General features: G+C 66.9%; 19 protein-coding genes and 1 tRNA gene. 9 read left to right on the top strand and 11 right to left on the bottom strand.

All coding sequences use genetic code 11. The features are described from left to right. From LXT21_RS19450 to LXT21_RS19435, 4 genes are all read right to left on the bottom strand, one after another. Positions 1 to 1,416: a terminase large subunit domain-containing protein gene (locus LXT21_RS19450; protein WP_254039629.1), complete on the bottom strand. Its 1,416-nt coding sequence runs from the start codon at positions 1,414 to 1,416 to the stop codon at positions 1 to 3. Further along, complete coding sequence (locus tag LXT21_RS19445; protein ID WP_254039628.1) at positions 1,406 to 1,864, bottom strand: hypothetical protein; 459 nt, start codon at positions 1,862 to 1,864, stop codon at positions 1,406 to 1,408. Before LXT21_RS19445 ends, LXT21_RS19450 begins: the two co-directional genes overlap by 11 nt. 195 nt (positions 1,865 to 2,059) lie before the next feature. Then, positions 2,060 to 2,368 (bottom strand): hypothetical protein, encoded by a 309-nt coding sequence (locus LXT21_RS19440; protein ID WP_254039627.1) that lies wholly within the window; start codon positions 2,366 to 2,368, stop codon positions 2,060 to 2,062. After that, positions 2,368 to 3,165, bottom strand: coding sequence for a sigma-70 family RNA polymerase sigma factor (locus LXT21_RS19435; protein ID WP_254039626.1), 798 nt, complete (start codon positions 3,163 to 3,165; stop codon positions 2,368 to 2,370). The genes LXT21_RS19440 and LXT21_RS19435 overlap by 1 nt, the downstream gene beginning before the upstream one ends. A gap of 546 nt (positions 3,166 to 3,711) precedes the next feature. On the opposite strand from LXT21_RS19435, the gene LXT21_RS45395 reads away from it, so the two are divergent. From LXT21_RS45395 to LXT21_RS19415, 4 genes are all read left to right on the top strand, one after another. Further along, complete coding sequence (locus tag LXT21_RS45395) at positions 3,712 to 6,093, top strand: virulence-associated E family protein (RefSeq protein WP_254039625.1); 2,382 nt, start codon at positions 3,712 to 3,714, stop codon at positions 6,091 to 6,093. Positions 6,094 to 6,196: 103 nt separating this feature from the next. Then, positions 6,197 to 6,994 (top strand): DNA-methyltransferase, encoded by a 798-nt coding sequence (locus tag LXT21_RS19425; protein ID WP_254039624.1) that lies wholly within the window; start codon positions 6,197 to 6,199, stop codon positions 6,992 to 6,994. Next, positions 6,984 to 8,447 carry a PD-(D/E)XK nuclease family protein gene (locus LXT21_RS19420; protein ID WP_254039623.1) on the top strand — a complete coding sequence of 488 codons (1,464 nt, stop codon included), beginning with the start codon at positions 6,984 to 6,986 and terminating at the stop codon, positions 8,445 to 8,447. Before LXT21_RS19425 ends, LXT21_RS19420 begins: the two co-directional genes overlap by 11 nt. A gap of 305 nt (positions 8,448 to 8,752) precedes the next feature. After that, complete coding sequence (locus LXT21_RS19415) at positions 8,753 to 10,291, top strand: DEAD/DEAH box helicase family protein (protein WP_254039622.1); 1,539 nt, start codon at positions 8,753 to 8,755, stop codon at positions 10,289 to 10,291. On the opposite strand, the gene LXT21_RS19410 is transcribed toward LXT21_RS19415, so the two are convergent. Continuing rightward, positions 10,281 to 12,536, bottom strand: coding sequence for a hypothetical protein (locus tag LXT21_RS19410; protein ID WP_254039621.1), 2,256 nt, complete (start codon positions 12,534 to 12,536; stop codon positions 10,281 to 10,283). The two genes, LXT21_RS19415 and LXT21_RS19410, sit on opposite strands and share 11 nt — an antisense overlap. Before the next feature lie 216 nt (positions 12,537 to 12,752). Here LXT21_RS19410 and LXT21_RS19405 point away from each other — a divergent pair, with 216 nt between their 5' ends. From LXT21_RS19405 to LXT21_RS19385, 5 genes are all read left to right on the top strand, one after another. Then, entirely contained in the window at positions 12,753 to 13,286 is a 534-nt protein-coding gene (locus LXT21_RS19405; protein ID WP_254039620.1) for a hypothetical protein, read from the top strand. A 77-nt stretch (positions 13,287 to 13,363) separates the two neighbouring features. Then, the gene (locus LXT21_RS19400; RefSeq protein WP_254039619.1) at positions 13,364 to 15,373 is read left to right on the top strand and encodes a DNA polymerase; all 2,010 of its coding nucleotides are present in this window, start codon (positions 13,364 to 13,366) and stop codon (positions 15,371 to 15,373) included. A 232-nt stretch (positions 15,374 to 15,605) separates the two neighbouring features. Then, positions 15,606 to 15,989 (top strand): hypothetical protein, encoded by a 384-nt coding sequence (locus LXT21_RS19395; protein ID WP_254039618.1) that lies wholly within the window; start codon positions 15,606 to 15,608, stop codon positions 15,987 to 15,989. Further along, positions 15,920 to 16,219 (top strand): helix-turn-helix domain-containing protein, encoded by a 300-nt coding sequence (locus LXT21_RS19390; RefSeq protein WP_323394677.1) that lies wholly within the window; start codon positions 15,920 to 15,922, stop codon positions 16,217 to 16,219. The genes LXT21_RS19395 and LXT21_RS19390 overlap by 70 nt, the downstream gene beginning before the upstream one ends. Beyond that, positions 16,216 to 17,430: a tyrosine-type recombinase/integrase gene (locus LXT21_RS19385; protein ID WP_254039616.1), complete on the top strand. Its 1,215-nt coding sequence runs from the start codon at positions 16,216 to 16,218 to the stop codon at positions 17,428 to 17,430. The genes LXT21_RS19390 and LXT21_RS19385 overlap by 4 nt, the downstream gene beginning before the upstream one ends. 47 nt (positions 17,431 to 17,477) lie before the next feature. Here the strand turns inward: LXT21_RS19385 and LXT21_RS19380 are convergent. From LXT21_RS19380 to LXT21_RS19355, 6 genes are all read right to left on the bottom strand, one after another. Continuing rightward, positions 17,478 to 17,559: transfer RNA gene (locus LXT21_RS19380), tRNA-Leu, on the bottom strand. An 88-nt stretch (positions 17,560 to 17,647) separates the two neighbouring features. Then, positions 17,648 to 18,061 (bottom strand): preprotein translocase subunit SecG, encoded by a 414-nt coding sequence (gene secG, locus LXT21_RS19375; protein WP_254039615.1) that lies wholly within the window; start codon positions 18,059 to 18,061, stop codon positions 17,648 to 17,650. A gap of 87 nt (positions 18,062 to 18,148) precedes the next feature. Next, positions 18,149 to 18,922, bottom strand: a complete 774-nt coding sequence (gene tpiA, locus LXT21_RS19370; protein ID WP_254039614.1) for a triose-phosphate isomerase — start codon at positions 18,920 to 18,922, stop codon at positions 18,149 to 18,151. A gap of 54 nt (positions 18,923 to 18,976) precedes the next feature. After that, entirely contained in the window at positions 18,977 to 20,164 is a 1,188-nt protein-coding gene (locus LXT21_RS19365; protein ID WP_254039613.1) for a phosphoglycerate kinase, read from the bottom strand. A gap of 27 nt (positions 20,165 to 20,191) precedes the next feature. Next, positions 20,192 to 21,202, bottom strand: coding sequence for a type I glyceraldehyde-3-phosphate dehydrogenase (gene gap / locus LXT21_RS19360; protein WP_254039612.1), 1,011 nt, complete (start codon positions 21,200 to 21,202; stop codon positions 20,192 to 20,194). 102 nt (positions 21,203 to 21,304) lie between these two features. Further along, the gene (locus tag LXT21_RS19355; RefSeq protein ID WP_254039611.1) at positions 21,305 to 24,172 is read right to left on the bottom strand and encodes a golvesin C-terminal-like domain-containing protein; all 2,868 of its coding nucleotides are present in this window, start codon (positions 24,170 to 24,172) and stop codon (positions 21,305 to 21,307) included. Between the last annotated feature and the right edge of the window lie 6 nt (positions 24,173 to 24,178).

Genomic DNA, 24,178 nt, shown 5'->3' with positions numbered 1-24,178 from the left:
TCACAGACAGAAGAAGGAATCCGCGAACACCAGCTCATGGACGCCCCACAACAGCGCATCCACGCGGTCATCGCGGCGGCCGTTGATGCCGCTGAACTTGGAGAGCTGCGCCTCGAGCTTCGGGAATGCCCCGACCAGCTCAATGCGCCCCGTCTCCGCCAGCGCGCTCACCGGCTCGGCGCGCTTGCTCTTCGCCTCGCGAGCACGCACCGGCTTCACGTTGACGTGGACGCCCATCTCGGAGGCCACCGTCTGAATCGTGGTCTCCACCATCTCCCCGCCCGAGTTCACCTCGGCCACCAGTGCGTCACACTCGAAGGCCAGGTACTCACGGATTGCGGCGGCGGCCCACTCACGCGGCGAGCCCCGGAGGCTGGCGTCCTTGAGCACCGAGACGCGCTTGAGTGACGCTCCGTCCGTCCCCAGGACGGGACTGGTTCTCACTCCCTGGACGATGATTCCCGTCTCGTCCGAGCCCGTCTCGCTCGTGGGCGCGGGGTCCACGGAGACGATGCGCCGGTCCAGCCCACGCGCGTATTCATGAGCGTCCGCCTCCACGCGTCCCCACCGCGCCGAGCCGAAGATGGCGCCCGGCACGTCCATCAGCAGCCTGCCGAGGACTTCCTGTTGCCCCCAGCGCGTGTTCATCAACGCGCGCATGGTGGCAACGGCACTGGGCGCCAGGTTGGCGCGGTTGGCCAGCGAGGAACCCGTCCGCAGCACCACGCCTGGCCGAAGCGCCTTCGTCTCCGCGTCGGAGAAGAGCAACTCCTCCAGCTTCCGCAGCGGGCGGGGTGTCCCCGTCAGTAGGAGCTGGGGCGGGTTCGCAACCGTGCCGATGCGCAGCACCATGGGGAGCTGGTCCAGCGCCGCCATCTCATGCTTCCAGGACGCGGGCTCATCGCCCCACGCCCAGCCGCAGTTGGGCCCGCGCAGTCGGTCCGGCTTATCCGCCGAGTAGCAGATGGCGTAGACGCCGTTCGGCCATGTCACCCGCCGCTTGCTGGGCTCATAGACGGGCATGAACCACGGAGGCGACAGGGCGAGGATGCCGCTGGAGCCGCGAATCATGGTGTCGCGCACGTCCGCCGCCGTGGGGCCAATGAGTGCGCCAATCATCTTCGCCTCGCGGGCCTTCTGAATCACCCAGCGGGCACCGCTCCATGTCTTGCCGAAGCCCCGGCCCGCCATGATGAAGCACGTGGCGAACGAGGCTGGCGGCACCTGCTCACGCCGCGCCCAGAAGTCCAGGTCGTGAACGAGCGTCTCCACCTCGGGATGGGTGAGCCGACCGAAGAGACGCGCGAGGCCCTGACGCGTGCGGGCCTGCTTCACGAGGAACGCGGCAGGGGACTCCTCCGGAGCGAGGTGGTCCACCAGCACTGAGAAGCGCGGGCGCTTGGGCTCACAGTGCATCGTCGCCCTCGCCATCCGCAGCCGCGCTCGCCTCGGGTTCCGGCGCATCCGGCAGGAAGCGACCGAGGCGGTCCATCAGCAGCTCGCGCAGGGCCCGCTCATCGGCGGCCTTGTCCTCGGGAGCCTGCACCTCGACGTTGTCCCGGCGGCCGTACAACTCAGGGAAGCGGCGCGACAGAAGCCACTGGACGTGCTTGGGGTTGTGCGAAGCCGCCGACATCAGCATGTCCGTGGCGGACTGCATGAACCTCGCTTCCGCCGCGCTCACCGCCAGGTGGAAGTCCCGGTAGAGGCCGCGCTGCTCATTCGCGCCCCGGTGGAACCAGCGGGAGAGGGTCTGCTCATTGACGCCGACGAGGCCCGCCACGGCGCGACGAAAGAGGCCGCGCTCCAGGTGGCCGCAGATTTCGGCCTGCAACTCGGGGGTCAGCTTGGAGGGACGGGCCATTCCTCTAGGGAATGGGGGCGGTTTCGCGGAGGATTTCGCGGTTACGCCCGGCAAAACTCAGGGCCCTGCCGTTTTTTGAAACTTTTTCGAGCGTGGGGGTCCGCCGAGCAAGACAGGATTTGGGCCCTCGTCCAAAATCTGGACCCGGGGGGCTCGCAAAGTCCGGCCCTACATTTTGACATGTAGGACAAGTTCTCACTGCGGGGCCCGGGCGAGCCGCGCGTGGCAGGCAGCAGCGTCCACGCAGGACACCCGCCAGACGCGCGAGAAGGCCCCGCCCTCACACGTTTCCGTCACGTCCAGCCTTCCCCTGCCCTTTCGCAGCAGGAAGCCACAGAGGGCGCACCGGGCCGCGTACCTGTTGCGACGCAGCTCCGGCACGCGGTCCTCACACGCGAGGTGACGCGCGCCAGTCTCCAGGGTGTACGTGATTCGCTCGCCCTCCAGGATGGGCGCGCCACACGCCGCGCACGGCCCGCCCTTCCTGGCGACGAGCACCGGCATCACTCCTCCTCAAGCTTGCGGCGCAACCGCACGCGCGCACGCGCCAGCAAGGCGTCGAGTCGCCACCTCGGCATGCCCCACTCGCGCGCCAGGTCGCGGATGCTCTGTCGCGTGCGCCCCAGGCCATAGACACGGGACACGAGCTCTCGCACCAGCGGCTCCATCTCCGCGAGCGCGAAGTACATGCGCGCCACCTGCTCACCCACGGAGAGCAGCTCCTCCGCAGTCAGGTACTCCATTGCCCGCGCCGCGTCATGGGCCTCCAGCTCCGCGCCGGACTGCGACTCCCGGGGCTCGTCACGGCTGATGACAGCCGTGGGCGCGTCCGTCCTCCCGCTCCGGGTGCGGCCCCGCTGCGCCGCATCCGAGGGACGCACGTCCACCGCATGCAGACGCACGTGCTCACGCAGCACGCGCCGGGCACGCCACGTGGCCCACGACACGAAGCACTGACTCCCCTTCTTCTCGGGCCGGTACGTGTCCAGGGCCTTCACGGCCTCGAGGCGCGCCACCTGGACGAGGTCATCGACACTCAGCGAGCCGCGAGACTTCGCGAAGCGCCGCACCAGCGTGCGAAGCGCAGGCTCCATCTGCACCAGCAGCTCCCCGGACAGACGCCGCGCGGAGAAGTGCGCCCCCTCGTCGCGCAACCGGAGAATCTCCAGCGCCAACTCCTCCACCACGCGCGACAGGGCGGACGGTGCGTCCCGGCCCTGAGACGGATTCAGCGTGCGACTCGCCTTGGCGCCGCGGCCTTGCTCCAACCGCTGCCATGGGTGCTTACCACGGCACTGCATAGACTCCCCTTTCGACGTGAGACAGGAGCGAGACAACGCACCCCTGCAAGGGAATCGGTGAGGTTGAGCAAGACGCCTGCCAATTCACCACCAGCGAAGGCGACTTCGCCCAGGGCAGGCTCGCGTCAAGCACGGGTGAAACATCCCCGAGACACATCGACGCGCGGCACCTCCGCGAAGAGGGCGCGGACGGCGGAGCAACCGCGTCTGTCGCATGAAACATCGAGGGTCTGACAACGGGGCTCCGGCAATGGAGCGAAGCGGTGTGGAGTGCCATCACCAGCTTCAATGGGGACGCTTTCCGCGCGTGGCCCAGCCCGACGTGAGTTTTCTCAACGGCGGCAGGCGTCACCTTCCGGTGTCCCTGTCACTAGCTCTCTATACTTAGGGTATGAAGAAGATGATGTATCATATGAACTGAGGGGAGCACACACCATCTATCCCAGAGCATAGATAAGGCGAGTCGTATGACAGATGGGGACAGTGACACCCTCGGATGCCGGGGCCCTGGGCCACGCGCGGAAAGCGTCCCCATAAACAAGAGGCGTGACCACCTGCACCAAACCGCCCCTTGCCGGAAGCCCTTCGTCCTTCGCGGAGGACACCCGCGTCCGCGTCGCCTTCTTCGACGGCGTCCAGGACACGCAGCCCCAGACGCAAGAGGTGACGTGGCGAGAGCTGAAGCACCTGCTCTCCACCCATGCCGTCACGCCCTGCGCACCGTGCGTCGGGCACCGCTGCCCCACGAAGCTGGCCCAGCGCGCCTGGGCTCCCGTCGACATTGGCCCGCTCCGTAAGGATGCCGAGGTCCGCGCGGTGACGGTGGCCGTCTTCGATTTGGACGGGGTGACAGCGGAGCAGCTCGCCAGGACAGACGAGCGACTCGAAGGCTACGCGGCCATTGTCCACACGACGCACGGCCACCGGCCTGGACACACCAGCCTGCGCATCATCGTCCCCCTGACGCGTCCCGTGCTGCCCGCCGAGTGGCTCCGGGTACGTGAGGCCGCGGAACGCCTGCTGGAGATGCCAGCGGACCCGAACACGCGGAACCTCTCGCGCATCTACTTCCTGCCCAATCACTCGGGGGAACACGAAGCCCACGCCAGCAACACCGAAGGCCGCGCGCTCGACGTCGACGCCCTCCTGGCCACGGTGCGCCCCGCGCCCTCCCCTCCCCCCGCGCCCAGCTCCATACCCGGCATGGCTCAAGGACCGGCGGACCTGTTCGAGCTGCGCGCCAAGCTGCGCCGCGTCCGCAAGCCAGAGCACCGGGTCCTCATCCGCCGCGTGTTGGCCGGGGAGCCGCTCGCGGAAGTCGGCCTGCAAGACAACACCCTCAACGTGCTCATGTCCTGCGCCGCCTATGTCCTTCCCACGGAGACGCCCGAGGAGGCCGTGATTGAGGTGTTCCGTCCCTGCTTCGCTGCGACGGACTGGGGCGAGGGCACCGAGCACCTGTGCGAACAGGCCCGCCTCAAGCTGCGCCGCCACCGTGAGCGCCGCCTCCAGGGGGACGCCCAGCGCAGCGCGGACAACGAGGCGTTGTGGACCTCACTCCAGGGCAGGCCGAGGGGCGAGACACCCGCATCCGCGAAGGGAGACGGTGCCCCATCCTCCGACGTTGCCGAGGAGGAGTGGACTCGCGCGCTCATCTCCTACGAAGCGAAGGACGGCAAGCGCCTCAAGAACAACGAGGCCAACCTCTTCACAGTCCTGACGCACTCGCCCGAGTGGCGCGGCACCATCCGCTTCAACGAAGTCACCAAGCACATGGAGTACGCAGGAGGCCCCCTGCCGGACGACACGCCCGTTGACGAACTAGACGGACGCATCGCCTGTTGGATTCAGCAAAGCGAGTACGGCCAGCTCGGCATGGACCCGCGCCCCGCGCACGTGCGCGAGGTACTGCGCCAGGTCGCCACGAACAACACCTATGACCCGCTGCGCGAGTACCTGGAGGGCCTCGTCTGGGACGGCGTCCCTCGCGCGGACACCCTCCTGGAGCACTACTTCGGCGCCCAGGGGGATGCCGAGCACCTGCGCACCATCAGCGGGAAGTGGCTCATCAGCGCCGCGGCGCGCGCGCTGGAGCCGGGCTGCAAGGTGGACACGGTGCTCATCCTCGAAGGCCCCCAGGGCATCCGGAAGTCCACCGCCTTCCGCGTCCTGGCAGGTGAATGGTTCTGCGACGCCCCCATCAACATCCGCGACAAGGACAGCGCGGCCCTGGCAGGGCGCAACTGGCAGATTGAGCTGGCCGAGGTGACGACGCTGCGCGCGTCCGAGGCCGAGGACCTCAAGGCCTTCATCTCGCGCAACGAGGACACCTACCGGCCACCCTACGGACGCGTCACGGTGAAGACACCGCGCCGCTGCGTCTTCGTGGGAACGACAAATTCCCTGGAGTACCTGCGCGCGGACGCGAGCGGCTACCGCCGCTGGTGGCCGGTGCGATGCACGCGCATCGACATCGAAGGACTCAAGCGAGACAGGGGCCAGCTCTGGGCGGAGGCCGTGGCCCGCTTCCAGCGGGGTGAGAACTGGTGGTTGGAGGAGGAGCAGGCCCAGCGCGCGGAGAGTCACGCGCAGGAGCGAAGTGAGACGGACGGAGGGCCAGACGACACCATTCTCCAGTGGGTGTTGAGCCTGCCGCCCGAGAAGCGCAACGAGGTGACGACGGAGCTGGTGGCCCGCGACGCGCTTCTCCTCACGACGCCTGGGCAGATTCCGCGCGGCGTGCGCCTCGACATCGGCCGCTCACTTCGGCGCCTGGGCTTCCAACGCACCCAGCGGCGGATTGCCGGCGTCCCAACGTGGGTCTACCTGCCGCCGGAGAACATCCGCTACGCCCCTCAGCAATCCCTCGGTGCGGCGCGCACAGCTCCCGCCCCGGTGGTCACCGCCTCGAGAATGCCCAAAGCGTGAAGCACATGGGCCACTCGCGGAAAGTATCCCCATTCAAGAGAGTGTGCAGCCAGTTCACGACACCCACCGCGCCACACTCTTCGCGGGCCACTGCGTCGACGTCATGGCGTCATTCGCGGACGCGAGCTTCGACGCCATCATCACCGACCCGCCCTATGCGGAAATCGACCGTGACTATGGGCGGCTCTCCGAGTCGGAGTGGCACGGGCTCATGCGTGACGTCATCGGTCAGGTGCGACGCCTCCTGAAGCCCACCGGCTCCGCCGTCTTCGTCCTCCAGGCCAACAGCGAGCGCGTGGGCCGGGTGCGGCCGTGGCTGTTCGAGTTCATGGCCTGGACGTCGCGGGAGTGGAACCTCGTCCAAGACGTCTGGTGGTGGAACATCAGCACACCGCCCACCGGAAGCTGCCAGCGGAAGAATGGCCTCATGCGGCCCTCGGTGAAGGCGTGCGTGTGGCTGGGCGCGGCCAAGTGCTACCGCAACCAGGACGCCGTCTTGTGGACGCCCTCCGAGTCCATGGCGCGCCTCAAGTACGCCAACCGCGCCCGCCGCGTGTCCCCCTCGGGCATGTCCGTCCGGGCGGGGAAGATTGTGGAAACCGTCGCGGAGCGCGGCGGCGTCACGCCCTACAATCTTCTGCCGATTTCCAACGGCAACAGCGTCACCAGCGGGGGCGCCAAGGGCCACGGCGCGGCCACGCCCGAGGCACTGTGTGACTGGTGGGTGCGCTACATCACTCGGCCCGGCGACCTCATCCTGGACCCGTTCTTCGGCTCTGGCACCGTGGGCGCTGCCGCGTTGAAGGCTGGGCGCTCCGTCGTCGGCATCGAGCAACACGCCCCCTACGTGGAGCTCTCTCGGCAGACGCTCATCACGGCCGAGGCGCCCGATGCAGGCTGACGCCTCGCAAGCGAGCCTGCCCCGGCGCCGAGCCGTGGACGGGGGCGTGCTCCACTTCCTCTCCGTCTCGCAGCTCAAGCAATTCAGCCTGTGCCCGCGTCGCTGGTACTTCGCCAAGGTGCTGCGCCTGCCCGAGCCTGAGACGAAGGCCCAAGCCCTTGGCGTCGAGGGACACGCGCAACTGGAGCACTACCTACGCACGGGGGAAGACGTCCTGGGCGACATCGCGCGGGCGGGCCTCCACCTGCTTCCAACTCCAGGCGACGACCTCCTGGTGGAAGAGTCCTTCGGCACGCCCCCTACCCTGTCGGCGGACGGCGTCCCCTTCGTCGGACACATCGACCTTATCAACCCGCGCCGGCTCGCGGATGGCGTGCTGCGCGTCACGGACCACAAGTTCTCGTCCAACGTGGCGCGCTACGCCGCGACGCCCTCGCAGTTGGTGGACGCGAGCACCGAATCCGGATTGCAGATGGTGGGCTACGGCGTCTGGGCTGCCCTCTCGGAAGCGCGCTTCCCTGGCGTCCGCGTGCTGGAGCTGGAGCACCTCTACTTTCAAACGCGAGGCGCCCGGCGTGCCGTGAGTGTCATGGCCACGGTGCGCGTCGAGGACGTCACGCGCGAGTGGACACAGAAGGTCTTCCCCATGGTGCGCAGCATGAGCGAGGTGGCCCGAGCCACGCGCGCCGCTGACGTGTCCCCCAACTTCAATGCCTGCCAGAAGTACGGCGGGTGCCCCTTCAAAGCGCAGTGCATCTCAGGAGAACGCACCATGTCCCTGCTGAATCGCTTCATGCCGAAGAGCCAGGCCTCCGACACCGCCGCGCAGCTCCCGCTGGTGCCCCCGCCCGTTCCCGTCACATCCACCGAGGCCCTCGGGACGTGCGACAGGTGCGGCGCGACACTGACGATGGAGAACACCAGCAAGCTTCGCTCGGGAGACGTGCTGCATGTGTCCTGCCCGGGTGCCGAGGTGGCCGCCGTGCTGCCCCCGGACGCTCCCGCCGCATCGCCCACCATCGCCACCGAGGCCGCGCCGAAGCGTCGCGGGCGCAAGCCGAAGGTCCAGGCCGCGCCGGTCCCCTCTTCGCCCGTCGAAGAGCACAAGGCCACCACCGCCTCGAGCGCGCCGAGCGCCCAGGGCGAGCGCCTGCGACTCTTCGTGGACTGCGTCCCCAACATGGCCGCGGAATCGCTGTCCGAGTACGTGGCCAAGGTCGCCTCTCAGGTGAGCGAGGCCGGCGGCGTCGAGGATCTGCGCTTCGCAGGTGGGGAGAGCGCGCTGGGCTACGGCCGCTGGAAGGGCGCGCTCGCGATGGCCATCCGCAACGCGCCGCCCACCCCTCGGGCCTACGCCGCCCTCGGCCTCGCACACTCGGAGCTGCTGCAAATCGCCGTGGAAGCCCTGGAGCCGCTGTGCGGTCCGGGTGACTTCGTGCGTGGCGCTCGCTGACGGTGTTTGGGATGCGGCTGCTTGAACGACTGGGCGTCACACCCACGCCCTCCAGTCCCATGCCCGTGGAGCGTCCGCCGGTCTATGGGCGCTCTCCCGTGGGTTACTCGGCGGACCTCGGCCGCATCCTCGCCCTGCCTCGGCGGGACCTCGCCACCTCGTACTCGGCGGCGGACGTCGAGGCCCTGGAGACCCAGCTCCGCGCGCCTCTGGGGCCGTGCAACTGCGCCAGCATGTCCCCGCCGCGACCGTGCCCCATACGGTTGCGACGGGTACAGGCCCACGCTCTTCTGGAAGCCTCACGCGTGGGCGGGCTCCTTGGCCCCATCGGCACAGGCCATGGGAAGGAGCTGACTACCTTCCTGATGCCCATGGTGATGCCGGGCTGTCGGGTGGCCGTCCTCTTCATCCCCGCCAACCTGTTGCCGCAATTCGAGGCCGAGTGGAGCTACTACGGCGCGCACTGGCGGCTTCCCAACCTCGCGGGCGGCAGGTGGTTCCGAGTGGGCCTGCCGGTCCTCCACGTCATTACCTACAACAAGCTCTCCAGCCAGGAGGCAACGGACCTGCTGGAGCGCATCCGCCCAGACTTGGTCATCCTCAACGAAGCCCACAACCTCAAGGACCCGAGGTCCGCGCGCACCGGGCGGTTCCTCCGCTACTTCGACAAGCACCCACGGACGCGCCTCGTAGCGCTCTCCGGCACCTTCGCGTCCAAGAGCATCAAGGACTACGCGCACCTCTCGCGCCTGGCGCTCGGTGAGGGCTCGCCCTTGCCGCTCGCTCACCACGTCGTCGAGGAATGGGGAACAGCCCTGGACCCGGGCAAGGTGGTGGCCCCTCCTGGCACGCTGGAGCGACTCTGCGAACCCGGAGAGCACGTGCGCGAGGGCTTCCAGCGCCGCCGCAATGCAACGCGCGGCGTGGTGGCCACGGAAGAGAGCTCCCTGGACAAGCCGCTCATCATCCGGGAGCGGAAGTTGGGGCCCGTGCCCGCGCAGATCCTCGCCCTCATCGAGCTGGCGCACGCGGGCGAGCGTCCGGACGGAGAGCAGTTCCAGGAGCAGCTACAAGCCGTAGCGTGCGCGCGACAACTCTCGGCGGGCTTCTACCACCGCTGGCGCTACCCGCGAGGCGAGCCGCCGGAGCTGATTGAGCAGTGGTTCGCGCGACGGAAGGCATGGAACAAGGAAGTCTGGGAGGAACTCAAGGGCGAGCGCCGCGAGCACCTGGACTCGCCAGGGCTGCTCACCAAGGCTGCCATCCGCGCGCACATGTCACCGCCCTACGAGGGGGATAAGCCAGTCTGGCACGCGTCGACATGGCAGGCGTGGGCAGAGATTCACGCTTCCGTCCAGCCCGAGCCCCAGGCGGTTTGGGTGTCGGACTTCCTGGTGAGAGACGCGGCGGAGTGGGCGCGCTCGCGGGTGGGAATCGTCTGGGTCGAGTTCCCAGAGCTGGGAGAGCGCATCGCGAAGGCAGCCGGTGTGCCGTTCTACGGAGGGGGAAAGGCCGCGTCTGAGACCATCCTACGGGAGACGGGAAAACGCTCCGTGGTGGCGAGCATCAAGGCGCACGCAACGGGGAAGAACCTCCAGCAGTTCTCTCGGAATCTCGTCGTGACGCCACCCTCTGACGGGTCCACGTGGGAGCAGCTCCTCGCACGTACACATCGGCCCGGCCAACTGGATCCATGCGTCGAGGCGGAGATGTACCTACACACTCAGGACTTCGCAGCTGCATTCGCCACGGCTCGCGAGCGAGCGCGCTTCATTCAGCAGACTGACGGGCAACCGCAGAAAATCCTAACAACCAAGTGGCCATCTACGCGCCTCACACTTTGAGATACAAAGCCGACATATCATCGGCCAAATCACGCAACGGCGAATAATGCTCTCGATACCCAACCACATCACGTCTGCGTGGGGAAAACCCGTAAGATTCAAGCTCTGCCACGCCGAGAAGAATAAATCGTCGCCGCTTTTCATCCGGAAGAAGCCGAACCCGCTCCAACTCCTGCGGAGTGAACTCAGACGCCTTAGAGAGCACAATATACACTTCAATCCCACTCCCCTCAAAACAATCAGCAACCAGATTCAAATTGTCAATGTCGTCGACCGAGATCTCATTCCCTCCCTTGCACTCCCCAACAACCAACTCCACACCACCGCGAATATTTCTGGCCACCGCCACAAAATCAGTCTCACAGTCAATCCCCCTACCCTCAAACTTCAAATTCATCGCAGCAGCATAGACAACGCCCGACGCCCCGCGATGACCGATCTCAGAATCAAGAAACTGAAGCGCCAGAATCACAGGAATTGAGCCATCCTGATGCTCTGTTCTTCCAAACAGACCTGAACGCCTATAGGCCCAATCTCCATCCCGAAGTTGCGGAGCAACATGCACATCGGCTCCGCAATACTCGCAACTCAAATGGGTCTTCATCTCATCAATGCTCACCCAGAAATCAAGCATGCATGCCGAACACCTAACCTTGACTCCGACCCTAAAGACCTCCTTTTTCACGAGAAACGAAAAAACGTCAGGGGGCTTCAATTTGCCCTCACGTCTCGGCTCAATATACAAGTCACCGTAAGACTCAAATCCCCTTCCACTCCTCACATCCTTCGCACCTCCAATACAAGCCATTGCCTCGCGCAGAGTAAACGACTGATTAGCTGTATGCCGCCTAATCAGATCGCGAACCCCGGCCACCTTGAAAACTCGACACCTCTGCAATCCACCCATTTGTCGAATCAGTCTCTCTGCAACCAATCCAGGCTGACTCACCTCGGCCCGAATCCCGCTCACCTCAAAAATCTTCGCAACCAACTCTCGACCATCAAGAGCATAAAATGTCAACACACTCGAACCCGCCTCGATCAACACACCGACACCATCATTCTCAGAACGAACGAATCCATCCGCACCAACCACCTTCTCTGAGTAATATTGATTCAACTCCAACACAGGAGGATATTCAAACACCATCCGCTCATCCTCCCCTGTAAATTCCCTGGGCCGAGCCGTGACCATCAACTTCTGCCCGTTCGACTCGCCTGACACCGGCATCGAAGGAAGTTGGAATGACACCTGCTTTAGCCTTCCTTCACCAACCACACCCAGTGCTTTCAAGCCCGGCAAGCGAACGACAGTCGGCCGGCCTGGATTTGCAATAACTGAAGCCGGGTGCTCAATCCTTCTCCCACCATTGCGCCCCATCAAGATCAAGAAAGGATTATTCCTGTACTCATTCGAAAAACCGGGCAACCCACTAGGAAGCGTCACATCGTGAGCGCCAATCACAGACAACAACAGCGACTGATATCTTTCAGGAAACGCAGGATCGTAGAATAAAACATTCTGCCCCGACGCCCTGACGTTCCAGTATTGGAGAACATGCAGAAGATTGGAGGAATCCCCAACAAACAAACCAGAGAACGCCTGCCATCCCCACCCAACACACTTCAAATCAAACATCGTCAACCGATTCAACGAGCGAGCACCGAGAATTTCATTGGGCAGTGGTGCCCCAGCAGAAATACCAACACTGCGCGCCCATAACTCCTTTTTGATTATATCCTCATAAGGAACATCCAACTCTCCTGCCGCCGGTAGCCTGCCCAACATAGCAAGCAGCACGCTGGCGAGTGGGTCTGCCTCATCCCATTCAAACCAAGCAAGCGTCTTCCTGTCATCTCCCCTAACAGCCTCCAGCTCATAGACTCTTCTGGCCGCCTCAAACACATCAACAAAACGCAATGTCTTTACTCCTCGATACCCCCCGTCAAACAGTCGATACTCATACGAACTCCCCCACATATACGCATAACGCCGCGAGAACGCATAGGCATCCACTGACCCATCCGCCGAAAGCAGCAAGTCAGGCTGAAATGCATTCACAATCTCATCTGCCATCTCCGGCAAATCTACTGGCACAAGTGGATTGCATCGCCCACCCCACAGCAGGTGACTATGCTTTATCGCAGCCTCAATTTCGGAACGCATCGTCGAGCTTACACACCAGCCGACCCGAACGGGCCTATAGCTCACATCTACCTTGATGGTTTTCATCAGCTTTCCCATGAACTACACCATGACTCTCGACTACCTACCATTCCCACCACGCCGTTCAGCACCTCGGCCACCTAAAATTCCAGACACATTCGCCGCAATGCGATTCTGTTCTGTCCGCCATCTGGCCCCAATAGGCCATACGTGGACCACTCCCGGAAAGCGTCCCCATAAAGGGACGTGAGGACGTCCTCTCGACGTCTCGCCACCTGACCGGGAACACGGGACATGAGCAACGCCGCACTCGCACGAATCGCCACCGCCCAGGCCGCCGTCGGCGCGCAGTACCTCAAGGCCGGACGCTACCGCCTGGAGGTCCAGTCCATCCGCACCAAGGACGGCTTCAAGGGTCTTTCCGCCATTGCTGAAATCAAAGTGGTGACGTCCGAACGGACCCAGCCCACAACCACCGAGCCTACGCGGGCCGGCCTCATCGCCAGTTACGTAGAGAACCTCTCGGACTCGAAGAAGAACGGGGGCGGACGCTTCAAGGCGTTCCTCATGGCCCTGGCCGGCGCCGAGGAGCACGAAGTCACGCCCGACTTCATCGCCAAGTTCACCGAGGCGAAGCAGGCCGGCGCCTTCCTCCTGGTGGACTGCGACGTCTTCCCCAAGACGCTCCCCGAGAAGGACGGAAGGCCCGGCAAGGTCATCGAAGGCTACCGCTGGAGCAACGTGAGCCCCACGGACGCGGAGCTGGCCGCCATCGAGTCCAAGCGCGCCGCCGCGAAGCTCCCGCCGCTCGCTGACGCCCTGGCCTGACGCCCCCTTCTGCTCTGGACGTCTTGGCGCCCTTTCAAGGGCGCCCGGCTGGCCCACGTCACGGGCCTTTCGGTGTTGTGCCCGTCCTCTTCAGCTTCGACACCGAGACCTATCCAATTCAGCCCGGACTCCTGGCGCCGCCGCTCGTCTGCGCATCAATCGCCCACGAAGCACCGGGTAGCGAGCGACTCCTCTCCGCCGACCTTGCGCGCACGTGGTTCCGTGAGGCCCTCCGCACGCCGGACGTACACCTGACGGGCGCAAACCTCGCCTACGACCTGGGCGTCATGTGCGCGGATGACCCGCGACTTGTGGACGCCGTCTTCGCCGCCGCCGAGGCGGGCCGCTTCCATGACGTGGCCATCCGCGAAGCCATCCTGGACATCGCCCGGGGGCTCCACGGCGTGGACCCGGAGACAGGCCGCCCGCTGGGCGATGACGAGGGCGCCCGCTATCCGCTGGCCCTCCTGGTGCGGCGCCACCTCGGCCTCGACATCAGCGCGGACAAGCATGCCCCCGACGCATGGCGCCTGCGCTACGGCGAGCTGGATGACGTGCCGCTGGAACAGTGGCCCGAGGGCGCCCTGAAGTACCCGCTGCGCGATGCGCGCTACACGCTGGACGTCCACCTGTCCCAAGAGCGCGCCGCGTCCAGCGTCCCCAACGAAGGCAACCTGCACGCCGAGGCGGACCAAGTCCGCGCCGCGCTCGCGCTCCACTTCGCTGCCATCTGGGGCCTACGCACTGATGCCGGACGCGTCGAGGAGCTGCGCCACCGCGTCGAAGCGGAGTGGAGAGCGAACCGCGCGCGCTTCCAGGCCGCCGGCATCTTCCGCGCCAACGGCTCGAAGGACGCCAAGCGCCTCGCCCACCTTGTCACCACCGCCTACAACGGCACGCCCCCCGTCACCCCTCCCTCGCCGCGATTCCCCGAGGGCCAGGTGGCAACCGACAGGGACACCCTCTTGGACTCCGGAGACGCGCTGCTGGAGGAGCTGGGCAAAGCCGGCAAGGTCGACAAGTACCGCTCCACCTACCTGGGCAAGTTGGAGGCCGGCACCACCGTCCCCCTCAACCCGCGCTTCAACGTGCTGGTGTCGACGACGCGCGTTTCCAGCGACTACCAGCAACTTCCCCAGCGCGGGGGCGTGCGCGAGTGCCACGAGGCCCGCCCCGGCTACGTGTTCTGCTCCGTCGACTACGCGGGCCTCGAGCTGCGCACCATGGCTCAACGTGCCATCTGGGATGTCGGCTATTCGCGCATGGCCGAAGCTCTGCTGGCCAAGGAAGACGTCCACACCTCCGCCGCGGCCACTTTCTTGGGCGAGAGCTACGACACCCTCCTTCCGCGAGTGAAGGCCAAGGAGCCCACGGCCACGTCCTTCCGCTCGCTCGCCAAAATCTTCAACTTCGGCAAGGGCGGGGGCCTCGGGGCCGGGGGCATGGCGTACCACGCACGCGCCAAGGACGGCGTCCGGTTCTGCCTGCTGGCGAAGGTACCGGACACATGCGGCGTGGAGCGCGTCCCGGTGAGGGTTCAGGGCAAGTTGAAGATGGTCTGCGCCGCGTGCGTCGAGGTGTCGCGCCACTACGGCAACCGGTGGCTGGACGCATGGCCCGAGCAACGCGCCCTCTTCGGACGCGCCAGCGCTCTCACACGTAACGGACAGCTCGTGGACGTGATGATTCCAGGCGCCAACATCCTCCGGGGAGGTTGCGGCTACACCCAGTGGCTCAACACGCCTTTCCAGGGCCTCGGCGCCGTGGGTGCGAAGCTGGCCACGTGGCGCGTGTCCCGGGAGATGTACGCGGACCGTCGCTCCCCTCTCTGGGGCTCGCGTCTTGTCCTCATGGTGCACGACGAGTTGGTGGCGGAGCTGCGCGCGGACTGTCCTAACCGCCTCCACGATGCAGCCGAGCGAATGGCGGAACTCATGCGGCAGGCCATGCGCGAGGTGACTCCGGACCTGGCGGGCGCCATCGAAGCCGAGCCGGCCCTCTCGCGCGTGCTCTCGAAGGACGCGGCCACGGTGCGGGACGCGGGCGGGCGGTTGCTGGTGTGGGAGCCGGAGGCCAAGGCTGCCTGAACCATTCGGGGAAAGTGTCCCCATTGAAGAAGGAGTGAGCACCTGCCTCCTTCCTGAGACTCCCTCCGAGCAACGCCCCGCGAAGCTCGTGTCCATTGACCCGGGCCTTCGGCACTGCGGCGTTGCCGTGTTCGACATGCCGATTGGCGAGCGCGCAACGCTCCTGGCGGCCGGACTCCCGAAGAACCCCGCGCGTCAGGACGGGGAAATGTCGCTGGCCTCGTGGGCCTCCATGGCCTTCGCAGTCCGCGAGTGGCTCCGTCCACGCCTAAGCGACGCGCCCCACCAACTCATCATCGAGTTGCCCCGCGTCTACAGCGCCGCGCACCAGAAGGGCGACCAGAACGACCTCATCCAACTGGCGGGCGTCGTCGGCATGCTCGGTGGTCTCCTGCCGAGCGTCGCCAGCCGCCGCAGCGTCTACCCACGCGACTGGAAGGGCACCCTCGACGCAGACGCGTTCATCGAGCGCATCAAGCAGCGCCTCGACGCCACCGAGCACCTACGCGTGGAGCTGCCCGCCACCTCCTCGCTCCATCACAACGTATGGGACGCCATCGGCATCGGGCTTCACGCCCTCGGTCGCCTCGCGCCCCGCCGCGTCTTCCCGAGGTAGCCATGTCAGCGCCCACACCTAACAGCCCGCCAGTTCTCCCGGACTTCCTCACCGTGGACGAAGCCGCCAACTTGCTGCGCGTGAACCGGAAGACGCTCTACGAGGCAATCCGGCTCGGCAGCGTCCCCGGCGTCGTCCGCATCGGGAAAGCCCTCCGCGTCCGGCGAGACGCACTGGTAGGGTCCTCTCTGGGTCAAGGCGGTCCTGCACTCAAGGAGCACCACTCATGAGTGTGAGACTGAGGAAGTACACCGACAAAGACGGAAGGAACCAACAGGTGTGGTTCGTGGACATCAAGTTCAAGCACGCGAACGGGAAGGTCGAGCGCGTCCGCAAGGACAGCCCGGTCAACACCCGACGCGGTGCCGAGCAGTACGAACGCGACGTCCGTGCAGCCCTCTTGCTGGGGACCTTCGGAAAGGAAGTGCCAGAGGACACGAAGAAGGAGGAATCGAAACCCCTGACGCTGAAGGAGTACACCCAGCGATTCCTCACCTACAGCGAGAACAACAACAAGCACTCCAGCGTCGTGAGCAAGCGGCAGATCTTGGACGACCACCTCATTCCGTTCTTCGGGGGGATGGCACTCGACGCCATCGGCCCGGCCGAGATTGAGGACTTCAAGGCCGCGATGAAGAAGAAGCCTCGACGGCTCAGCGGCCACTCGGAAACCGCCTCCAAGCGCGCTCTCCGCAGGCGCAAGGTCCGTACAGCCAAGCTTTTGAGCCTGAAGACCATCAACAACGCCCTGGCCGTCCTCAGCAAGCTCCTCAACCTCGCCCAAGAGCAAAGCGTCCTGGCTCATGCCCCGGACGTGAAGCTCTTCAAGGTGCAGAAGCCCGACTACGACTTCCTCGCGTTCGAGGAGGTGGAGCGGCTCATCGAAGCCGCTGCGCCTCAGGACCTGGCCCTGCTGACGACAGCTCCCAAGACGGGACTACGGCAGGGGGAACTCATCGGGCTCCAGTGGTCGGACGTCGACCTCGTCCGCGCCAAGCTCCACGTCAAGCGGACCATCTGGCGCGGCGTCGAGGGCACTCCCAAGGGCGGCAGCTCCCGGACGGTGGATCTTCCGCAATCCGTCGTGGATGCCCTCAAGGCCCACCGGCACCTCCGAGGCCCCTTCGTCTTCTGCCAGGAGAACGGAGAGCACCTCACCCCGGGAATGATGGACCACCTGCTCATCACCACGCTGAAGCGGGCGGGCGTCACGCGCGACAAGAGCACCATCGGATGGCACGACCTCCGTCACACCTACGGAAGCCACCTCGCCATGAGGGGCGTGCCGCTGAAGGTCATCCAGGAGCTGATGGGCCACGCCACGCTCGACATGACCATGAGGTACGCGCACCTGAGTCCCCAGGTGAAGCAGGACGCGGTGCAGCTCCTCGACGGCCCCTTGCTGGCGAGGGGCAATACAGGGGCAATGACCGGAAGCTAAAAAAGCAGAAGGCCCGTAACCCCGGAGGATTACGAGCCTTCTGAGATTGCCCAGGGCGGGATTCGAACCCGCACACCTTTCGGCGCCACCCCCTCAAGATGGTGTGTCTACCAGTTCCACCACCTGGGCGTTGCTGCGCGGACCATCTACAGGACCGCTTCGGATCACGCAACGAGTTTCTAACCGCTGCGTGCTCCGATTTGTTTCAACCGGCCCCTCAGGGAGCCGGGGTCGGCGCGGGGGCCTGCTGGCCCTCGGCCGGAGCCGCCTCACCGCGCGGCTGCTCCACCGTCCCAGGGGCCGCCTGCTGACCCGCCGGAGACGACGTCTCACCCGCTGGAGCCGGCGCCGCGGGAGCCGCCGGAGCAGGCGCCGCGATCGAACCGCCCGCCGCCACCGAGGACTTCAGGCCCACGAAGGACAGGCCCAGCGACGTGAAGAAGAACATCGCCGCGCACACGCCAGTGAGCTTGCTCAGGAAGGTCACCGCGCCACGACCACCGAAGGCACTCGTGGCCGCGCCGCCGCCGAGGGCCGAGCCCATGCCAGCGTCCTTACCCGGCTGCAGCAGGATGACGAAGATCATGAACACGCACACGAGGACGTGCACGATCGTGACGAAGGTCAGCATGTGGAGTTTTCCGAACGTTCCGTGAAAAGAGGGCGCACCTTATTGCAGAAAACAGTGCGCCGATAGCACCAAATCGCGCGCCCTACCCTACCGGGCCGCCTGGATGATGGCCGCGAAATCGCCGACCTTCAGGCTCGCCCCACCCACCAACGCCCCATCCACGTCCGGCTGCCCCAGCAATTCCGCGGCGTTATCCGGCTTCACACTGCCGCCGTACTGGATGCGCACCTGGGCGGCCGTCTCCTCGCCGTACAGCCGGCCCACCAGCGCCCGGATGGCCGCGTGGACCTCCTGCGCCTGCGCCGACGTCGCGTTGCGCCCCGTCCCAATCGCCCACACCGGCTCGTACGCCAGCACGAAGCCCGCCACGTCCTTCGCCTCGAAGCCCTCGAGCCCACCCCGGACCTGGCGCTCCACCACCTCTAACGTCCGGTTCGACTCGCGCTCCGCCAGCGTCTCGCCCACGCAGAGGATGGGCGTCATCTTCGCGGCCAGCACCGCCTTGGCCTTCTTGTTCACCGTCTCGTCCGTCTCGCCGAACAGCTGCCGGCGCTCCGAGTGCCCCACAATGACGTAGGCACACCCGAGCTCCGCCAGCATCGACGCGGACACCTCGCCGGTGAACGCACCCGACGACTCCCAGTGGCAGTTCTGCGCCGCCAGCTGCAACGGCGCGCCTTCCAGCGCGACGTGCACCGCCTGCAACGCCAGGTACGTCGGCGCCACCACCACCTCCACCACATCTCCCACGGAGGTCACCGCCCCCCGCAGCTCACGGACCAGCGCCAGGGCCTCCGGCACCGTCTTGTTCATCTTCCAGTTGCCGGCGACGATCTTCCGACGTCGAGACGAGACGGCCATGTGTCACTCCCCCAGCGCTGTGGATGTGGTGGTGCTGCTTGGGCGCCGCAGAGACTACCGCGTCTCCAGCGCCTTGATGCCCGGAAGCTCGCGGCCTTCCAGGAACTCCAACGAGGCCCCTCCGCCCGTGGACACGTGGCTGAGCTGATCCGCCAGCCCCATCTGCTCCACGGCCGCCGCGCTGTCCCCGCCGCCAATCACGGTGGTGGCCTGCTTGTTGTTCGCCATGGCCGTGCCCACCGAGCGCGTGCCCTCGGCGAACTTCGCCACTTCGAACAGGCCCATCGGCCCGTTCCACACCACCGTGCGCGCGTCGCGGATGTGCTGCGTGAAGAGCGAGCGCGTCTTCGGACCGATGTCCAGGCCCATCATGTCCTTGGGCACCGCGTTGTCCGGCGTCTCCTGCGCGGAGCTCTTCTCCGTCGGCTCGGTGCCGACGATGTGGTCCACCGGGAGGACAATGGGCGTCTTCAGCCGGTGCGCCGCCTCGAGCAGGCGCGTCGCGAGCGAAAGCTTGTCCTCCTCGACGCGGGACTTGCCCACCTCCACGCCCTGCGCCTTCAGGAACGTGTACGCCATCGCCCCGCCCACCAGCAGCGCGTCCACCTTGGGCAGCAGGTTCTCGATGACCTTGATCTTGTCGCTCACCTTCGAGCCACCCAGGATGGCCACGAAGGGCTTCTCCGGCGTCTTGAGCACGCGGCCCAGGTACTCGATCTCCTTCTTCATCAGGAGGCCCGCCGCCTTCTCCTTCACGAAGGGCACCATGCCCGCCGTGGAGGCGTGGGCGCGGTGCGCGGTGCCGAAGGCGTCGTTGACGTAGACGTCCGCCAGCGCGGCCAGCTCGCGCGCGAAGGCCTCGTCGTTGGCCTCCTCCTCCTTGTGGAAGCGCAGGTTCTCCAGCACCACCACCTGCCCCTCCTTCAGCTCCTTCACCTGCTTCTTCACGCCGTCACCCACGCAGTCATCCGTGAGGATGACCTCGTGCTTGCCCCCGAGCAGCTCGGCCAGCCGCACGGCGACCGGCTCGAGCGACAGCTTGGGGTCCGCGCCTTTGGGACGTCCCAGGTGGGAGGCCAGGATGACCTTGCCGCCCAGCTCCAGCGCGCGGCGGATGGTGGGCAGCGCCTCACGGATGCGGGTGTCGTCCGTCACCTTCCGGCCGTCGAGCGGGACGTTGAAGTCCACGCGGATGAAGGTGCGCTTGCCCGTGAGTTGCAGCTCGTCGATGTAGCGGATCATCTTGGCTCTCCCTGGACCGGAAACGGACTACACGCCCTTCGACACGAGGAACTTCGCCGTGTCGACCATGCGGTTGGAGAAGCCCCACTCGTTGTCGTACCAGGCCATGACCTTCAGCAGGTTGTCGCCCATCACGAAGCAGTTGGTGGAGTCGAAGATGGCCGAGTGCGGGTTGCCGTTGTAGTCCACCGACACCGTCTGCGCGTCGCTGAACTCCAGGATGCCCTTGAGCGGGCCGGCGGCGGCCGCGCGGTACGCCTCCACCACGGCCTCCTGGGTGATCTTCTTCTCGGTGTTCACCGTCAGGTCCACCAGGGACACGTTCGGCGTGGGGACGCGGACGGCCAGGCCGTGCATCTTGCCCTTGAGCTGCGGAATCACCTCGCCAATGGCCTTCGCGGCGCCAGTGCTCGTGGGAATCATGGAGAGCGCGGCGGCACGAGCGCGGCGCATGTCCTCGTGCGTGAGGTCCAGGATGCGCTGGTCGTTGGTGTAGCTATGCACCGTCGTCATCAGGCCCTTCTCGATGCCGAAGTGGTCCACCAGCACCTTGGCGATGGGCGCCAGGCAGTTGGTGGTGCACGAGGCGTTGGAGACGATGTGGTGCTTGGACGCGTCGTACTCGCCGTGGTTGATGCCGAAGGCGATGGTCAGGTCCGGGCCCTTGGCCGGCGCGGAGATGAGGACCTTCTTGGCGCCCGCCTTCAGGTGCTTCTCGGCGCCCTCGCGGCCGGTGAAGCGGCCGGTGCACTCGAGCACCACGTCCACGTTCAGGCTCTTCCAGGGCAGCGCCGTCGGGTCCTTCTCCGCGGTGACGACGATCTCCTTGCCGTCCACCACGATGCCCTTGTCCGTCGCCTTCACCTCGCCCGGCCAGGTGCGGTGCACCGAGTCGTACTTGAACAGGTGCGCCAGGGCGGCGGGCTTGTCCAAATCATTGATGGCGACGATCTCCAGGTCTTCCTTGCGGCTGAGCGCGGCGCGGAGGATGCAGCGACCGATGCGTCCGAAGCCATTGATGGCGATGCGAGTGGCCATGTGCGTGTCTCCTTGAAGAGGTGGGCGCGAAAGGCGCGCCCACAAACGGTTTTCACGTCAGAAAACGAGGGCCGCCGACCGTAGGCACGCGGCCCCGCTGAGTCAACGCTTCACCTCGCGCGTGCGACGGCGCGCGCGTCGAAGCTGAACAATCACCCCGAGCAACAGCCACAGCCCCGCGCCCGTTCCCCCGCCGGCCCCACAGCCGCAGCCCGAGTCGCCGAGCGGATAGTAGAACTGCGGCAGCTCGTCCAGGACGATGGGCGCCGGGGGCTCCGGAGGCTCGGGCTCCTCGGGCGGATGCGGGTCCACCCCGCGCGGTGCCACGCATCCGCTCAGCAGGCCGGGCCCCGTCTCACCGGAATCCCCGACGGGCGGCGAGCTCGGCGAGGGGAAGCCCGCGCGCACCAGGAACGCGGACAACAGCCGCGCCCGCGCCGCCCGGTCCACCACCGCCTCGAAGGGGACACCCAGCAAGAGCACCTGCCCCGCCGGCATGGAGAACACGCCCGCCCCCAGCTCCGTGCCCGAGTACCGCACCACCGCCGAGCCTCCCGAGGCCGGGGTGAGCAAATCGGTGGACCCCACCGGATAGGCGCCCCGGGTGCCGTCGTCCAGGGCCACGCCCGTCCAATCCGCCAGGAAGTCTCCCGGCACGCCCTCCACGCTCCGAGGCGGCGCGCCGGTCCCCACCGACGCCCGGAGGATGTCCGTGAGGAAGGCCTTGTCATCCACGTCCCCCACCGACAGCGCGGACGCGACCTGGCTGCCCGACAGCAGCAGATGTCCACCGCCCATCACATACGCGCGCAGCGTGTCCTGTTGCGCGCGCGTCAGTCCGGCGCCGGCCTCGCCACCCCGCCCGGTGAACCAGTCCACCACCCGGTAGCCCGCTCCGACGGACACCAGCCCCGCCGCCACCGCCCCGCTCGTCGCGCTGTCGAAGGCCACGCCCGACTGGCTCATCGCATCGCCGTGCCGGCGCACGTAGGTGCCGTCGTTCATCGTCTCCAGCAGCACCCGCAGCGGGGCCTCCAGGTCGTACGCGTCCAGCGCCTCGCCGCACGCCAGCGCGGAGTCCAGCCGCTCGAAGGCGTTGACCACCAACGCCGGGGGCCCGTCCCCCGAGCGCACGCCGACGATGGCGGAAGGGAAGCCCTCGCCGCCCGCGCTCACCGCCGCGACGCGGAAGTAGCGCGAGACGCCCGCCGCCAGCGGCACGCTCAGGCTCGTCACCGACACCTCGGTGCCGTCGTCCCAGGCCTGGCCATCCTCGCTCTGGTAGACGCGGTACGCGGTGGGCGCGTCGCGGCCCTCCTCGTCCGGGTTCGCCTCGGGCGCGGCCCAGCGCACCTCCACCGTGCCAGCCGAGACGTTGCGCGCCACCACCGCGTCGGGGGGCTCGGGCGGAAGCGTCACCGCCACGCCGTCCCGCGCGGCGTAGTACTTGATGAGCCCCTGGAGGATGGCGCGCGCGGCGACGCGGCGGAACGCCGGCTCCTTCAGCCGGTTCGAGTCCGCCACCGCGTCGTGGTACGCGATCTCCAGCAGCACCGACGGCATCTCCGGGTTGTGCGTGGGGTTGACCTCGCCCAGGTTCGCCGAGCGCAGGCTGCGCACGCGCCAGGTCGGGTCCACCTCGCGCTTGAGGTCCGTGCCCAGCTCGTCCAACAGCGCCCGCCCCAGCACGTCGCTGCCGGGCACGCCCGTGAAGTTGAGCGTGCCGTCCACCGGGTTCGGCCCGTAGACATACGCCTCGGTGCCCACCACGTTGCCGGTGGTGGAGGCGTTGGTGTGCCAGGCCACGTACACCGCGTCCTCGCCCTCCTCGTGCAGCCACGCGGCGAAGCGAGCGCGGGCCGTCACGTCGGCATTGCGCTCGTTGGCGATGGCGTTGGCCCCGGTGGGCGCGTACACGGTCGCGGGCGCGCCGCTGAACTGCACGTGGTAGCGCGCGGCCTCCTCGTAGCGAGGGCGCTGCAGCGCGGCCATCTGCGCGTCGCCGATGACGCCCGAGCCTCCGCCGAAGCGCACCGCGTCCACCGACACCGTGGCGCCATCCTCCGCGTCGTTCATCAGCAACACCGCCGCGCGCTCCGGCCCCGCGTTCGCCTTGAAGAAGAAGCGGCCCAGCAGCACCCACGTCCCGCCGTGGCGGCGCTGGTTGACGCGGAAGTGGCTCTCGCCGCCCGCGTGGCGCACGACGTAGTGCGCGTTCTGGGTGCGCGTGGGCGCCGCGCCATAGGAGACGTACACATGGTAGTTGCCGTCCGCGGGCACCCCCGGCGCCCAGGTCGCCGTCGCCGTGGGCGCCTGCGTGGTGAGCAGCTCCCGCGTGGTGCCTTGCGTGAACGGCTCCACGCCGTTGCCCATGGGGAAGACAGGCGTCGCCCAGCCCTTCTGCTCCGTCGCCCGGAACCGCCCCGTGTCACCCGACTCGGAGTAGCCCGCGCCGCCGTCGTCGACGATGACCATGCGCGAGTTGAGGTCCGCCTCGCGCACCGGCACCACCGTGGCGCCCGCGCCCATCAACATGGGCAACAGGTACTGGTTCACCACCTCCGCGGAGATGAGGTCCTCCACCACCGCCCAGGTGTTGGGGCGCTGCGTGGCCCAGCGCGACAGCGTGGGCGCCCGGTAGAAGCCGTGGCCGGGGCTCAGGTAGATGACCTTGCCGGACAGCGCGCCCGCCCGCGTCCGCGTCTGGGGCACGCCCGCGAGCGAGGCCCGGGTGGTGCCGTCCCGCTGCTCGCGCCGGACCACGGGCGCGTCGGAGGCGCTCAGCTTCCTCGTCTCGTGCGCGCGGCGGGTCGGCGCTGGCAGGTACACCGCGTCCGGGGGCTCCAGGCCACAGGCGCCCACTTCTCCCTCGTGGGTGTGGAGGGGGGCCTGGGCGGAGGCGACGGTGGAGGTCAACAGGAGGGCCAGCAGCACGCCACCTGGACGCGCCCGGAAGAAGTCGGTGCTCATGGCCGC

Source organism: Myxococcus guangdongensis, from assembly GCF_024198255.1.
Lineage (GTDB): Bacteria > Myxococcota > Myxococcia > Myxococcales > Myxococcaceae > Myxococcus > Myxococcus guangdongensis.
The sequence above is the reverse complement of the archived record's forward strand: the minus strand, read 5'-3'. Positions and strand labels throughout refer to the sequence as shown.

Excerpts from the sequence above, each read along its gene's own strand:
- LXT21_RS19450 (WP_254039629.1), bottom strand. The coding sequence starts at position 1,416 with ATGCACTGTGAGCCCAAGCGCCCGCGCTTCTCAGTGCTGGTGGACCAC.
- LXT21_RS19445 (WP_254039628.1), bottom strand. The coding sequence starts at position 1,864 with ATGGCCCGTCCCTCCAAGCTGACCCCCGAGTTGCAGGCCGAAATCTGC.
- LXT21_RS19440 (WP_254039627.1), bottom strand. The coding sequence starts at position 2,368 with ATGCCGGTGCTCGTCGCCAGGAAGGGCGGGCCGTGCGCGGCGTGTGGC.
- LXT21_RS19435 (WP_254039626.1), bottom strand. The coding sequence starts at position 3,165 with ATGCAGTGCCGTGGTAAGCACCCATGGCAGCGGTTGGAGCAAGGCCGC.
- LXT21_RS19425 (WP_254039624.1), top strand. The coding sequence starts at position 6,197 with ATGGCGTCATTCGCGGACGCGAGCTTCGACGCCATCATCACCGACCCG.
- LXT21_RS19420 (WP_254039623.1), top strand. The coding sequence starts at position 6,984 with ATGCAGGCTGACGCCTCGCAAGCGAGCCTGCCCCGGCGCCGAGCCGTG.
- LXT21_RS19410 (WP_254039621.1), bottom strand. The coding sequence starts at position 12,536 with ATGGGAAAGCTGATGAAAACCATCAAGGTAGATGTGAGCTATAGGCCC.
- LXT21_RS19405 (WP_254039620.1), top strand. The coding sequence starts at position 12,753 with ATGAGCAACGCCGCACTCGCACGAATCGCCACCGCCCAGGCCGCCGTC.
- LXT21_RS19395 (WP_254039618.1), top strand. The coding sequence starts at position 15,606 with ATGGCCTTCGCAGTCCGCGAGTGGCTCCGTCCACGCCTAAGCGACGCG.
- LXT21_RS19390 (WP_323394677.1), top strand. The coding sequence starts at position 15,920 with ATGGGACGCCATCGGCATCGGGCTTCACGCCCTCGGTCGCCTCGCGCC.
- LXT21_RS19385 (WP_254039616.1), top strand. The coding sequence starts at position 16,216 with ATGAGTGTGAGACTGAGGAAGTACACCGACAAAGACGGAAGGAACCAA.
- secG (WP_254039615.1), bottom strand. The coding sequence starts at position 18,061 with ATGCTGACCTTCGTCACGATCGTGCACGTCCTCGTGTGCGTGTTCATG.
- tpiA (WP_254039614.1), bottom strand. The coding sequence starts at position 18,922 with ATGGCCGTCTCGTCTCGACGTCGGAAGATCGTCGCCGGCAACTGGAAG.
- LXT21_RS19365 (WP_254039613.1), bottom strand. The coding sequence starts at position 20,164 with ATGATCCGCTACATCGACGAGCTGCAACTCACGGGCAAGCGCACCTTC.
- gap (WP_254039612.1), bottom strand. The coding sequence starts at position 21,202 with ATGGCCACTCGCATCGCCATCAATGGCTTCGGACGCATCGGTCGCTGC.
- LXT21_RS19355 (WP_254039611.1), bottom strand. The coding sequence starts at position 24,172 with ATGAGCACCGACTTCTTCCGGGCGCGTCCAGGTGGCGTGCTGCTGGCC.